The sequence below is a fragment of the Streptomyces sp. S.PNR 29 genome, from assembly GCF_030386795.1.
Lineage (GTDB): Bacteria > Actinomycetota > Actinomycetes > Streptomycetales > Streptomycetaceae > Streptomyces.
In genome coordinates this window covers 158,154-171,920 of the sequence record NZ_JANUQM010000015.1, presented here as the reverse complement: position 1 = coordinate 171,920, position 13,767 = coordinate 158,154, and the positions used below count along the sequence as shown (strand labels likewise).

Genomic DNA, 13,767 nt, shown 5'->3' with positions numbered 1-13,767 from the left:
GGTCTTCCGGTCGGCAGCACGCCAGCCGTACGTAGGGACACGACCGGCGTCCGGCAACTGCTCGCGGCAGTATTAGGGCCTGACGGTATGTGTGTCCGTGCCGCTGGAAGCGTCGAAGTCGGCGCTGGCTGTGTAGGCGGCGGTGATGGAGTGGTTGCCCACGCCCTGAAGCCTGGTGGAGATGCCGGCTGTTCCGTTGACAAGGGGGGCACTGATGGGAGGGCGGCTGTCGATGGTGAAGGTGACGGAGCCGGTGGGTGTGCCCGCGCCGGGCGGAACGGCTGTGACCGTTGCCGTGATGGTGAAAGTCTGGCCCGGGGCCGACGGATCCGGGGAGGAGACGACCGTGGTGGCCGACAGCGCCCGGTTCACGACGTGCGAGTCGCTGCCGCTGGAGCCTGCGAAGCTGTTGCTGCCGTTGTAGGTGGCGGTGACGGTGAACAGGCCGCTCGACCTGGTGGTGTACGGGCGGGTGACGGTGGCGACACCGTTCGACAGGGTGGCGGTGACCGCAGTGGTGCCGTCACCGAAGTCGAACGTGACGGTGCCAGTGGGAGTACCCGCACCAGGAGCCACGGACGCAACCGTGGCAGTGAAGGTCACCGGCTGGCCCACCACCGACGGATCCGGCGACGAACTCACCGTCGTCGTGGTCGACGCCTGGCCCACCGTGTGCGAATCCACCCCGGTCGAGCCCACGAAGTCCGTGTCACCGCTGTAAGTGACGGTGACCGTGTACGGACTACCCGTCCTGGCGGTGTAGGGGCGGGTGACGGTGGCGACACCGTTCGACAGGGTGGCGGTGACCGGCGTACTGCCGTCACCGAAGTCGAAGACTACGGAACCGGTGGGAGTACCCGCACCAGGAGCCACAGGCGCAACCGTGGCAGTGAAGGTCACCGGCTGGCCCACCACCGACGGATCCGGCGACGAACTCACCGTCGTCGTGGTCGACGCCCGGCCCACCGTGTGCGAATCCACCCCGGTCGAACGCACGAAGTCCGTATCTCCGTTGTAGGTGGCGGTCGCGGTGTACGGGCTGCCGGTCCTGGCGGTGTAGACATGGGTGGCGGTGGCGATGCCGTTCGTCAGGGAGGCGGTGACCGGCGTACTGCCGTCACCGAAGTCGAAGACAACGGAACCGGCAGGGGCACCCGCACCAGGAGCCACAGGCGCAACCGTGGCAGTGAAGGTCACCGGCTGGCCCACCACCGACGGATCCGGCGACGAACTCAGCGTCGTCGTGGTCGACGCCCGGCCCACCGTGTGGAGCCCGGCGCCGCTGGAGGAGACGAAGTCCGTATCTCCGCTGTAGGTGGCGGTCGCGGTGTACGGGCTGCCGGTCCTGGCGGTGTAGGCATGGGTGGCGGTGGCGATGCCGTTCGTCAGGGGGGTGGTGACCGGAGCAGTGCCGTCACCGAAGTCGAAGACAACGGAACCGGTGGGAGTACCCGCACCGGGAGCCACGGCCACCACCGCGGCGGTGAAGGTGACGGTCTCGCCGACCACCGACGGATCCGGCGCCGCGGTCACGGTGGTGAGGGTGAGTGCCCGGTTCACCCTGTGGGTGCCCGTCGCGGTGGAGCCGGTGAAGTTCGCGTCACCGCCGTAGGTGACAGTGAGGGGGTACGGGATGTCGGCGGCGTGCGTGTAGATGTGGGATGTCGTGGCCGACGCATCGGTGAGCGGCAGCGTGACGGGGGCAGTACCGTCACCGAAGTCGCAGGTGACGGTGCCGGTGGGGATTCCCGCCCCCGGGCCTTGGGGTGTGACGGTGACGGTGAAGGTCACCGGTGCCCCCACATGGGACGGATTCGGTACGGACGCCACCGCGATGCTCGTCGACGCCTGTCCCACGGTGTGGGTGGCCGTCGCTGTGGAACCGGCGAAGTTGTCGCCGCCATACGTCGCGGTGACGGTGTACGGGCTGCCGGTGGTGGTGGCGTAGGTGTGGACGATCGCGGCCGTGCCGCTGTCGACGGGGGCGGCGGCCGGCGGCGACCCATCACCGAAGTCGAAGACCACCGTGCCGGTCGGAATGCCGGCCTCCGCCGCGTCCGCTGCGACGGTTGCGGTGAAGGTCACCGGCTGGCCGGCCACGGACGGCTCGGGTGAGGCGCTGAGGGTGGTGGACGTGGGGGCCGGGTTCACCGTCTGGAGGTTCTGGCCCGCGGAGGCACTGATCGCTTCGTCGTCGCTGGTGTAGACGGCGACGACCGGGTAGGGGCTGCCGACTACGGAGGTGTAGGTGTGGCTGACGGCGGCGTTCCCGTCCGACAGAGGCACCTGGACTGTCGGCGTACCGTCGCCGAAGTCGAAGGTGACGGTGCCGGTGGGGGTGCCCCCTCCAGGAGCGGTGGACGCGACCGTGGCGGTGAAGGCCACCGGCTGCCAGGCCGTCGACGGATCCGGTGCGGACGTCACGGTCGTGAGGGTGGCCTCGACGTCGGACAGCACGCGGTGGGTGCGGACGCCTCCGGAGGGGGCGTGGTTCGTGTCTCCGCTGTAGGCGGCGGTGATCGTGTAGGTGGCCTCGGTGGCGGGGTAGGTGTGGGTGACCGTGGCCAGGCCGTCCACGAGCATCTGCACAGCGGACGGCGTGCCGTCGCCGAAGTCGACGGTCACCGTGCCCGTGGGTTGCCCGGCGCCGGGGGCGGCCACGATGACCCGCGTGGTCACGGTCGTCGATCCGCCGGGATTGGAGGGCTCCGGCGAGGACAGGACGGTGGTCGAGGTCGACGCCATTGCCACGGCCTGCTCGGCGGTGTCCGACGACGGGGCGAAGTCGTCGTCCCCGCTGTAGGCGGCGATGACGGTGTACGGGCTGCCGCTGGTGGTGCTGTAGCTGTGCGTCGCGGTTGCCAGCCCGTCCACCACCACGGCGGTGACCGGGACGGTGCCGTCGCCGAAGTAGAACCAGACCGTGCCCGTGGGCGTGCCGGCCTCTGCGGGAACGGCCCCGACCGTCGCGGTGAAGGTCACCTGCTCGCCGACGACGGGCAGCTCGGCGGAGGAACTCAGGGTGATGGTGGTGAGCGGGTCGCGATACGTGTAGGCGGGACCGCCGGCGGTGCCGCCCAGGGTGGTCACCACCACCGGTGTCCTGATGGCGGGCCCGGGCGGAGCGGGGGGAGCCGGGGGCGCGGTGAGGATGAGTTGACCGTCCGAGACGACGGTCGGGTACACGCCGGTGGTGCCGAAGCGGACTTCCTGGGTGGTGTACAGGCCCGTGCCGGTGACGGTGAGGGTGTTGCCGCCGGCGTTCGGCCCGGTGGAGGGGGAGACGGCCCGGATCCGTGGGGACTCCAGGTAGAAGAACTTCCCGACCGTGTAGGCGACGCCGGCGAGGGTGACGGTGACCGGGGCCACGCCCATGCCGGCGGGGGTGACGGCGGCGATGGTGAAGTCGTCCACCACCGAGAACGAAGCGGCCGGACGGCCTGCGAACCGCACCCCGGTGACACCGAGGAAGCCGCGTCCGCTGAGGGTGACCGGGGTGCCGCCTCCGATGTGACCCTGCTCGGGTGAGACGGCCACCGGAATGTTCAGAACCCTGACCGTGTCGGTGCCGCTGTCGGCCACATAGATGTGACGGCTGTCGCGGGTGACACCGAGCCCTTTGGGCTCGCCCAGCCCCGTGACGGTGGCGGCACGGGCGTTGGTGGCCAGATTGATCGCCGTGAGCGAGCCGGAGCCGCTCTCGGTGACGTAGGCGAGCGCGCCTCGGGGGCCGATGGCCAGGGAGAGGGGGCCGTTGAAGCCGCCGATCGTGGTGGCGACGGCGTACGTGGTGGTGTCCACGACGCCGACCGTGCCGCCGCCGTGGTCGGCCACGTACAGCCGCTGGCCGTCAGGAGTGAGGGCCAGACCGCGTGGCTGGGCGAAGCCGCCGATCGTGGCCACGGCCGTATGTGTCGCGGTGTCGACGACCGTGACGGTGCCGTTGCCGAGGTCGCTGACGTACGCATAGGGGGCGTCCGGGGAAAGCGCGACCTCGTAGGGGGTACCACCCACCGCCACGCTCGCCACCACCGCGCGCGTGGCGGTGTCCAGCACGACCAGACTGCCGGTGTCCTGGCTGACCACGTAGGCGCGGGTGCCGTCCGGGGAGAAGGCGATGCCCGCCGGTGCGGAGATACCGCCGATCGTCGCGGTGACAGCGTTCGTCGCGGTGGCGATCACGCTGACCGTCCCGGAACCTGAGTTGCCCACATATGCCTCCGCCCCGGTGGGGTCGACGGCGACTCCCCACGGGCCGGAACCCACGGTGACCGTGGCGATGGCGGACCGGGTGACGGTGTCCAGGGCGGTGACCGTGCCCGAGCCGAAGTTCGTCACGTAACCGGCCCGGCCGACGCGAGCGATGGCGACACCGGTGGGGTCGTCGCCCACCTGGATGGTGGCGATGGGGGCGGCGGGAATCGTGACACTCATGGCACGCGCGGGCGGAAGCAGATCGACGGACACGGACAACTCCCTTCTGGGGTACGTCACTTCGAGCGGAGCGCCCGCCCATGACGCCGAACGGACCAGCGTCCCGCTCCGGTGGACCCCTGTTGCGGAGTGGCAGGCAGGACAGAACGCCTCGCTGTGCGCACAGGGACATGACGCGGAACAGGCAAGGGGGGCGGAACAGAGTCGACCCACTACCGCGGCACGGCCAGGCACGCAGCAGCTTCCCGGCGTCTCCTGTGGGCAAAGAGAAAACCGGCGAGAGCAGCCGTCTCAACGTCCTCCGGCACGAGGATGGGCAGCCTGCCGGTTCACACTCTCAGTGACCCACGCGCCCATTCGAGTGACAAGGGCTCGCCCCCCTCAATCACACGAACGAAGTAATCCGGTGCCCACCTGCACCCGCACGCCGACCAAACTCAACGGGTTCCATGATTCTCGGAGGGCTTTCCCCTCGAACCCACCGCGGGAGAGACGACGGATCCGGGAGCGTGGGTACTGTTCGCGGCGGGTCCCTCATTCATCGACTTCATCGGCCACGGCCAGGGACCCTTCGAGTCCATCTACACAGCGGCGTCCGGCACGCACACCCGCGGGTTGCCGACCAGATCACTCCGTTATGGGCAGGCACTCGGCGAGCAGGTCTACGACGTCCCGCCAAGCTCGCTGCGCGTGCTGAGGGTGAAAACCGACCCCGGGGAGCACAGTGTGGTCGACCGGTGGGTGATGGAAGGCGTGCAAGGCGCCGCCGTAGACCACGAGGCGCCAGTCAACGCCCGCAGCCTGCATCTCGGCAGTGAATGCGTCCCGTTGCGCCGGCGGCATGATCGGGTCTTCCGACCCGACCCCGGCCCACACCGGGCACTGAATGCGCGCCGTCTCGCCTGGTCGGCCCGTGGTCAGTCCGTTGACTGTCGCGATCGCGCGCAGGTCGACGCCGTCGCGCCCGAGTTCCAGCGCGATCGCGCCCCCGGTGCCGTAGCCGACGGCGGCGATCCGGTCCGGGTCGGCCCGCGGCTCGGCGCGGAGCACGTCGAGCGCCGCGTGGCCGATGCCTCGCATCCGGTCGGGGTCGGCGAGCAGCGGCATGCAACGGGCCAACATCTCCTCAGGGTCGCCCAAATAGCGCCCGCCGTGGAGGTCGAAGGCCAAGGCCACGTATCCCAGCTCGGCGAGCGCATCGGCCCGGCGGCGCTCGACGTCGCTGAGCCCCACCCCCTCGGGCCCGACCAGGACCGCGGGCCGGCGGTCGGCACCGGCCGGGAGCGCGAGATGCCCGATCATCGTCAGGCCGTCGGCCGCGTACTCGATCGTGCGCGTTGTAACCGTCGTCATACGCCTGGACTGTAGTGATCGTCGAGCCCGGTCGGGCCGGTGTTCTGCCGCTGGCAGAAGGCAGGTCTCTGGCGCATTCCGGAACCACCCCGTCGGCGGTTCAGCTCGGAGCCGGTGAACCAACCGCCGTCCGCCCGAAGGGCGGGCGCACCGGACGCCGCTGCTCGCAGACGGGGTTTGTTCACAGGCTCTGATCGACTGTCGCTGGTCCTCGAGGAAGCCAGCCTGTTGGTGACTGCGTGATCTCCTGGGGCGTATCGGCTCCATGTCCCGCCTGTCTCTCCGATGAGGCGGCTGGTGGTCTTGTCCCGGTAGCCGAGGGCGTCCGCAACGACGGGGCCGGGTACTTCGAGGAGTTGCTGTCGGATGGCAGCACCGCGGGCAGCGGCGGCCGGGACCCCGACCTCGTGCAAGAGCGCAGACAGGTGGTCGGGGAGAAACGGCTCGCCCGCCCGGCGCCCGGGGAAGAGCCAGCGGGACGCAGGGTTGTTAGCAGTGTTCATGTTTCCGCGGTGTGCGATGTGCTCCAGCAGCAGCGCGGCGACCGGTGCAGGAACGGGAACAGTGGTTGGCGTTAAGCATGGACCGACGTCATGGACGCCGTTGACGGCTGCCATCATCGGATGCTGATCCGCTGGCGTAGCGAGGTCGTGTCGGACCCTTCAGCAAGACCGCCGTCGTCATCACCGCGAGGTCCGCCGGGCGCAAGGTCTTCGATCTCGCCACCGCAGGCGTCCGTCTCGCTTGACCTCTTGCGCGTCAGTCCGGCAGCCAGTGCAGCTCGTGCGCCAGGGTTTTGGCGACGGCACGGATGCGGCGGTGTAGCGGCGACTGCTCGCGTGGGAGGACCAGGTGGATCGTCAGGCTGGGCGCGCCCCGCAGCGGTCGCCAGGTGAGACCGGCCGGTTGTGCCGTGACCGCGGCTTCTCCGGCCGGGGCGAGGGTGACCCCGTCGCGCAGGTCGCGCTGAGACATGTCGAAAGAGACTGCGGGCGTGTGGAATCGGGGGTGTGGTCGGGTGTCTCGGAACAGTGCGGACAGCTGATCGTGGATCACGGGGTTGGCCGCACGGTCCGGGAGGCGCAGCGGATACGCAGCCGCGTCGGCGATCTCGATCTCCGGGTGTTCGGCCAGCGGATGGTGCTGCGCCAGCTGGACCCCGACGCGCAAACGCCGCAGCAGGAGCCGGCGCACGCCACGGCCCGGCTGTTCACCGCGGGTGATCCCGGCATCGATGCGGCCGTCGGCGACCGCGGGAGAGATTTCCGGTGTCGCCATCGGGACCGCACCGACCTCGAGTCCGCTGTTGTCGCGAATCAGCCTGTCCACCAGGGCCGGTGCCGTCTCGGCCCCGGCGCTGAGGCTGTATCCGATGCGCAGCGTGCCCAGTTCACCGGCCGCCGCGCTTCGGGCGGTGTCCCATGCCCGGTCCAGCGCGGCCAGCGCGGGCGGCGCGGACTCCGCCAAAGCCGCACCGGCCGTGGTCAATACGACGCTACGCGTGTTGCGGACCAGCAGGGCCGTACCGAGTTCCGCCTCCAGTCGGCGCATCCGGGCGCTGAGTGCGGGCTGTGCGATACCGATCCGTGCGGCCGCGCGGGTGAAGTTCAACTCCTGCGCCAGCACCAGGAAGTACCGCAGGCTCACCGTATCCGGCGCCACGTGCCCTCCCTGCCGATTGATAACGATCCGTTCTGAGTCCATCTCGTACCGGTCTTTCCCTCGACCGCACATCAAGCCCTAGCCTGCGCATATGACGATTCAACTGACCGCAGTACCCGTCGCCGGGATCGATCGATCTGAGTGTCAATTCGAAGTCGGACGTGTCCGGCCGAACACAGGAGGTTTCCATGACTAAGGGCTACTGGGTCAGTGTCTACCCCGCCATTTCCGACCCTGAGAGGCTGACTGCCTACGACAAGCTGGCCGGTCCGGCTGTCCAGGCTGGGGGCGGGCGCGTCCTGTCCCGGATCCCGTCCCGTGGCGGTCGAGTCGTCGCCCACGAGGCCGGAATCACGCAACGCGTCGTTCTGATCGAATTCGACAGCTTTGAACAGGCCGTCGCGGCATACGAGAGCGAGGCATACCAGAAGGCGCTGGTGGCCCTCCCCGACGGCGTCGAGCGCGACTTCCGCATCATCGAAGGCATCGACTGACCGGCTGGCCCAGCCATCGCTGAGCATCCGTCACCTGATACGCACACGGTGCTGAACGACGACTCACGAAGCACTCCGATCGTCTTCGGGGACAGGAAGGTCACCCTAGCCAGGGGGCGCTCTCCAGGTCGTCGGTTCGCCCAGAGCGGGCCCGGCACTGCCGCACCCAGCTTCGTCGTCCCTGCGCCTGACCGCCGACGATCCGCACTGATCCAACTCCATGGCGTGTTTCTATCGGAGGTATGTGTTCCGTTTGGTCTGTGGCTATCGGCCCCGACGACCCGGGCCGACGTTCAGGGAGCGATCGGGTCGGGTCGTTTGGCGGGGGTGAGCGGCCATGACGTACTTCTTCGCGGTGTTCTTGCTCAGGCCGAACAGCTGCATGAGGTGGACGGGGCCGGCGGTCCGGCGGGCCTCGTCGCAGATGCGGTCCTTGCGCAGTCTGCGTGCCGGGATTCCCACGTCTTGAGCGCGTCGCCGGGCAGGGGGGCCGCAAGTCGTGGGGCGGTGGTGAGGATGAGATGGCGTGCGGGGTCGCGGAAGATGCGGCGTTCGCGTCGCAGGGCGAGGAAGAGGGAGCGCAGCGGGGGTGGACGGAGTGCCGTCGGGTGGGCTCGGTGTCTTTCACTGCGGCGACGACGTGCTCGCGGGTGATCTGCCTGAGGTCCGTGATTCAGGCTGGGCCTCCCTTGAACGGGTCGCCATTGTGGACCCCGGCCCGATCGCGGCGGTCCAGGGTCCACCTCGCAGGCAGAGTTTGTCTGCCCTTGGTACAAGCCGGGGTCAGTGGTGGTCGTGGATCACTCGGAAGCTGCCGACAAGCGCGAAAGGCACCACAGCCCCGTCGAAGACCGTCGTACCGGGGATTGCGCTGCTGGAGTTTCGGGGCCCAATAGTCGCAATTGCACCGCCGTTATCACAAGTGATACCGGTAAAGAATTCGACAGTCTTGTCACTTTCGTTTCGGACGTTGAAGCTGGTGGCGGGACTACTGACCACAGCGGTGCACACGCCCGGCTGGGCCGCATACGTTCGCTCGTTGACGTGGATCCGATCCTCGTCGCTCCTGAAGCCGGGGTGCGTCTGGCCGTCGCCTCCAAGAGGAACAGAGGCTGCGGCCTCCTCCACAGCCGGGGCTGACTGTGGGACGGAACTGGAAGCTGAGGCGTAGTTCACACCGGTTGCGGCCAGGGCCGCGACGCCCACCGACGCTGCGATCGCCACAACGGTACGCCTACGCGCTCCGTTCCTCCTTCTTTCAGGCATTCCGTTTCTCCATTTCTCAGGGATGTCAGCTGAGCGGCCGACCATGATGAACATACTTGCGCATTTCACTGTCGCCACTTCAGAAAGCGGCTGAGGGTGATGAATGGGGCCGACTGGGTGCTCGATAGGCCTAGGTCGAATATGTGACTGGCCATCAAATTGTCTCGCCGAAAGGTACCTTGACGTGGACGTTGAGCCGACCGGGGGACTGAGCTGACACGCCTTCACACCACTGATGGCGTGTCATGCATTGACATCACTCCGGGCAACGACTACGGGGTCATTTCCAGTGGGCGTGATCTTGCGGCAGACGTCCTCGCAGGTCATCACGGTCTTCGAGGACCACAGCCGGATCGGCAGCGGGTCCTTGCCGCCGGGCAGGTGGGCGACCTTCAGGCGGATCAGCGTGCCGCCGCAGCCCCTTCGTGTCGATGTGGCCGCAGTTTTCAGCGCGTCGTACAACGCGCCGTGGCCGCGACAGCAAGCCGAGAGCCGGCAGCCACGTGTCTGGGACGGCACGGCTGGTACGTGGGATCAGTCGCCGGCTCGCGCTTGCTCCGCCAGACGCTCCTGAAGGCGGGCGTGCCGGAACTGGTACACCCCGCCTGTCTGTCGCAGGATCCCGCGGCGGTGCGCGTCCGCCAGGAATCCAAGGAGTCGCCCTGGCTGGCGTCCGCACACCGTGAGCCATCCGCGGCCCAGCAAGAAAACCCCCCATGCCCGTGACGACAGCACGGTGAATCCCACGGCGAGGCCGAACAGAAGACCCACGGCCAGGCCGAATGCCACCGAGTCGGTCGGAGGGAAGGCGAGACCTGCGGCAACCGCGCCGGCCGGGCTGTACGCGCATGCTCCCAGGCGCCCATAGGCGACTCCACCGACGACCGCTCCGGCGACCGCTCCCGACAGACCGAATTCGACCCCCATGCGGAGCCCTAGGGGAAGGTCCAGCATGGGTCCGCCGGAGGCCTCCTCGGTAAAGATGATCGCCGCGGCGTAACTTATTCCGAGCGAGAACGAGAAGGACGCGCAATGAGCGAGTGCTGAGGTCCTGTCCCGCCGGAAGACGACCAGGGGCGTTGAGGCGTTGGCCACATTGGCCGGGACGTCCAGCCACACGTGCAGCCCCACCGCGAGACCGAAGGCGAGGCCCAGCCCGAGGACGATGGGCCCTGGGAAGTCGAACGCTGTCCCCAGGGCGAGTCCGGTGACCACGCCGACCGGGAATCGGAGGAGGAAGGGTCCTGCGGTTCCCCGGAATCGCGCCTCCAGACAGGACGGTTCTGGCTCCGAGTCCAGCGCACAGCAGGTCCCGGCGGCGAGCGCGAAGAACAGTCCGTAGGCGAACCCGATGGCCGGGTCGGCCGCGATGCCCCCGACGAGGCCGAAGAGAACTCCCGATACGAGGCCGGCCGCAAGCCCCCGCACCCCGCGCGGCACGCCATGGATGTACTGCCACCACGCGATGTCACGCGTACCGAGTCGGCTCAGGTGAGAGGCGAGGAAGGTGAGCCACACCTGGGCTTGTTCCGGACGGTAGCGGCCCGTTCGCGCGGATCCGAGCGGCGCGGTGCTGGTGGACGCGTGCGGGAAATACGAAGCGAAGACAAAGGAGTTGAGCAGGTGCTTCTCGAGCACTGAGGTGTCGGCGAATCTGATGTCGATGAGTTCGAGGGGGTCGGCCGAGGTGTCGCTGTAGGCGACTCTGGCCATGGACGACATCAGCGGCGTGGAGAGCACCTCGATGAGCGCCTGCGCGACGGCGTCGGTGCCGCTTTCTCGCAAGTAGTCGAGGACCGGCGTCCACTTGGTGGTGAGCGCCCCATGTGCTTCGCCGTTCGTGCGCCGCGTGGTGAAGGGCAGGTAACCGACCAGCTGGTCCAGGCTCAGCGGCTGCAGCTCGATGACCGCGGCCGCGGTGAACACATCGGCGGATTCGATGGTGCGCCGATATTCGTCCGTACGACTGGTCAGGATCACCGGCGTTTCCAGGTCGAGCGTCGCGTTGAGGTGCCGGATGGCATCCGGACGAGAGGACTCGGGCATCTCGTCCAGACCGTCGAGGACGGGGAGGACGTGGTCCATCAATTCCGTGGCCCAGGTGGCCCCGGAGGGCGCGGTGGCACTGAGCGCGGGGAAGTCCTTCGCGACGCGCTCGGACATCCAGGACCGAAGGCTCTGCTCTCCCGGGCGCCATGAGGCCAGGGAGAACAGGACCGGCACCCGGTCCCCGGGCCGGCGGGCCTCGAGGATCTGGAGGACGAGACGCAAGGTGAGCACCGTCTTGCCCGCGCCGGGCTTGCCCAGGACGACCAGTCTCTTGGAAGGGACCGTGTCGAATGCCCCCAGGACATCGGCGAGTTCACCCGCCACGTCCAATGGCGCGATGTTGCCCGACTGCCTGCGGATGTTCGCCCAGTGGTCGGTGATCAGCGGATCGGCCATCGTCCAGCGAACCGGCAGGGGGAAGGGGTCTTGCAGCCGGCGAAACCTCTCCTCCGCGCGCCACTGCTCCCGTACTGCCGCTGCCAGGTCTTCCGCCGCCCGGCGCAGGCGCTCGGAGAATTCGGGAGTGGGTGCTGGGGGCTCGGCAGAGAGGAAGTCCGCGAGGAGTCCCAGGAGGCCGACGAACAAGGCGAGGGCGCTGGCCCACTTGTCGATCTTGTCCAGTTCCCCGAGGACGACGAAGAACGCGGCCACGGCGAGAACGGTGGAGATCCAGACGGCCTTGACCCAGCGCGGTCTCCGCCACCAACTCATGGGCCCGCTCCGTCATGCCGACATTCACCTCTGCCCACAAGCCTCCATCAGGCCATTGGCTGATGCTGCACAAAGACAGGAGTTGACCACTTTTGCCGGATGTGTAACACGTCAGGATCGGCCAGCACCTCCTGGGCCCACCGAGCGGCGCGCGTCCGGGTGGCCGGCCACGAGGGCGGACGGGGCAGGGCCCGGACGGCATCATCAAGGCGCGGCCTGTCGGCGTGCGGCCTGTCGGCGTGATCAACGCGCCCGCCAGTCAGGCCCGGCGAGTCTTGTTCGAACTGCGGGGTTGCATCTCAAGCTCAGGGGGTGGCGGACTTCAACACCTGCCGGGCCGCCCTGTCCTCCCGCAGCCGCAGGGCCTTCCACTCGGTGACCGCGTCCTGGTTGTCGTCCAGCCAGCGCTGCTGCATCGCGGCGAGCCGGGCGTAGGCACGCTCCAGGTAGCCGGTGCGCTCCTTGCACTCCAGGTCGGCGCGGACCGAGGGGTGGGTGGCGGGGTTCGTGCCGCGCGGCAGACCGCGGGCGAGTTCCCGGGGGTTGGCGGCGGCGACTCCGGCGCGTGCCATGCACGTCCGCCACCGAGAGTCGGCGGCGCGGAAGGCCGGGTCCTTCTCCAGCGTCCGCAACGCGTCCCGCTCCCCCTGGTCGAGCCTGAGCCGCAGGGTGAGGTCCCGGGTCCGCCCGTCCCGGCCCAGCAGCCGGGTCTGGGCCTCGGCGAGGCATCCCGTCGCGGGCCGCGTCACCCGCAGCACCTTGTTCCGGGCGGAGATCGTCCGGGCGGGGTCGCCGTACAGCGCGCGGTCGAAGCCCTCGTCGCGGGGCCGCTCCCTGGGCATCGGCTCCCGGGTGCCGGGGCCGCCCTGCCGGTCGAGGGTCTCGATGCCGAACAGGGCCGGGCTCGTACCGGAGTCCGCCGCGGCCGCCGGAGCGGGGTCGTAGCGGAAGCCGCGGGCGGCCATGCACGCGGCCACCAGCCGCTGTTCCGCCTGGTGGACCCGTCGGGAGGCGTCGGTGGACGCATGGAGCAGTCCGTGCAGCGGGAGTCGGGCCCGCAGCGCCGTGGGCGCCGGCTCGGGCCCGGACGACTGCGGGGAGGCCGGGGTACGGCCGGTCAGCGCCCAGGCAGCCGTCGCGGCGAGGGCGAGCGGGAGGAGCAGCAGCAGGGCGATGCCCGCACTTCGGCGCGATCTGATCGGTGGCATGGTGGGCCTTCCCTCCGTGGTCCAGGACGGCGGCCGGCCTGGGCCGGGTCGGTGGCCGGCCTGGCGGGGTCGGTGGGCGGACGGGGCCGGGAGGCGGTGCGGTGACCGCCGCCTCCCGGCGCCCGGCCCGTGGGGCCGCTCAGAAGCAGTTGATGCTGGTGGTGCCGCGCAACCGGAGGGAGCTGGCCCGGTTCTGCAGGCTGCCCGGCAGGTAGTCGACGTGGGACCCGGGGTTCACGCAGAACAGGAAGCCCTCCCAGTCGCTGCCGACCCCGGTGTAGTAGTGGCTCTCGTACCCGCCGGTGCTGGAGTTGCTGGCGGAGGCCACGTTGTTGTGCACCGTCTGACCGCCGCCCGTACGGCTGGTGAGCTGGTTGAAGGTGTCGTTGCGGAAGTCGGTGTCGGAGTCGAAGTAGGAGTGGCGGGCCGAGTCGTTGATGCCCAGGTAGTAGACGCAGTGGTACCCGGACGCGCAGTTGGGGCCTGCCGAGGCGGGGGCCGCCCCCAGCAGGAGTCCCGCCGACGCGGCCATCGCGGCCAGACCGCTCACTGCCGCAAGCCTCGTGCGTGTGCGCATGCTTCCTCCGTTG

The 13,767-nt window shown here is 69.2% G+C and carries 10 protein-coding genes; 1 reads left to right on the top strand and 9 read right to left on the bottom strand.

The features are described from left to right. Nucleotides 1-72: 72 nt before the first annotated feature. The 3 genes from NW895_RS33730 to NW895_RS33720 all read right to left on the bottom strand — a co-directional run bounded on the left by NW895_RS33730 (nucleotide 73) and on the right by NW895_RS33720 (nucleotide 7,491). On the bottom strand, nucleotides 73-4,467 hold the full coding sequence (locus NW895_RS33730) for an Ig-like domain repeat protein (RefSeq protein WP_289940553.1): 4,395 nt from the start codon (nucleotides 4,465-4,467) through the stop codon (nucleotides 73-75). A gap of 594 nt (nucleotides 4,468-5,061) precedes the next feature. After that, nucleotides 5,062-5,787 (bottom strand): dienelactone hydrolase family protein, encoded by a 726-nt coding sequence (locus NW895_RS33725; protein ID WP_289940551.1) that lies wholly within the window; start codon nucleotides 5,785-5,787, stop codon nucleotides 5,062-5,064. Nucleotides 5,788-6,546: 759 nt separating this feature from the next. Beyond that, nucleotides 6,547-7,491 carry a LysR family transcriptional regulator gene (locus NW895_RS33720; protein ID WP_289940550.1) on the bottom strand — a complete coding sequence of 315 codons (945 nt, stop codon included), beginning with the start codon at nucleotides 7,489-7,491 and terminating at the stop codon, nucleotides 6,547-6,549. 146 nt (nucleotides 7,492-7,637) lie between these two features. Here NW895_RS33720 and NW895_RS33715 point away from each other — a divergent pair, with 146 nt between their 5' ends. Further along, complete coding sequence (locus NW895_RS33715; protein WP_289940549.1) at nucleotides 7,638-7,943, top strand: DUF1330 domain-containing protein; 306 nt, start codon at nucleotides 7,638-7,640, stop codon at nucleotides 7,941-7,943. A gap of 264 nt (nucleotides 7,944-8,207) precedes the next feature. Here the strand turns inward: NW895_RS33715 and NW895_RS33710 are convergent, their stop codons facing one another. The 6 genes from NW895_RS33710 to NW895_RS33685 form a co-directional block, all read right to left on the bottom strand. Then, the gene (locus tag NW895_RS33710) at nucleotides 8,208-8,405 is read right to left on the bottom strand and encodes a hypothetical protein (RefSeq protein WP_289940548.1); all 198 of its coding nucleotides are present in this window, start codon (nucleotides 8,403-8,405) and stop codon (nucleotides 8,208-8,210) included. 321 nt (nucleotides 8,406-8,726) lie between these two features. Continuing rightward, nucleotides 8,727-9,263 carry a hypothetical protein gene (locus NW895_RS33705; protein WP_289940547.1) on the bottom strand — a complete coding sequence of 179 codons (537 nt, stop codon included), beginning with the start codon at nucleotides 9,261-9,263 and terminating at the stop codon, nucleotides 8,727-8,729. A gap of 189 nt (nucleotides 9,264-9,452) precedes the next feature. Continuing rightward, a complete protein-coding gene (locus NW895_RS33700; protein WP_289940678.1) occupies nucleotides 9,453-9,671 on the bottom strand; it encodes a hypothetical protein in 219 nt (72 codons plus the stop codon). Nucleotides 9,672-9,743: 72 nt separating this feature from the next. Next, nucleotides 9,744-11,969 carry an NACHT domain-containing protein gene (locus tag NW895_RS33695; RefSeq protein ID WP_289940546.1) on the bottom strand — a complete coding sequence of 742 codons (2,226 nt, stop codon included), beginning with the start codon at nucleotides 11,967-11,969 and terminating at the stop codon, nucleotides 9,744-9,746. A gap of 305 nt (nucleotides 11,970-12,274) precedes the next feature. Further along, a complete protein-coding gene (locus NW895_RS33690) occupies nucleotides 12,275-13,177 on the bottom strand; it encodes a hypothetical protein (protein WP_289940545.1) in 903 nt (300 codons plus the stop codon). A 139-nt stretch (nucleotides 13,178-13,316) separates the two neighbouring features. Further along, nucleotides 13,317-13,754, bottom strand: coding sequence for a hypothetical protein (locus tag NW895_RS33685; RefSeq protein WP_289940544.1), 438 nt, complete (start codon nucleotides 13,752-13,754; stop codon nucleotides 13,317-13,319). Nucleotides 13,755-13,767 lie beyond the last annotated feature (13 nt).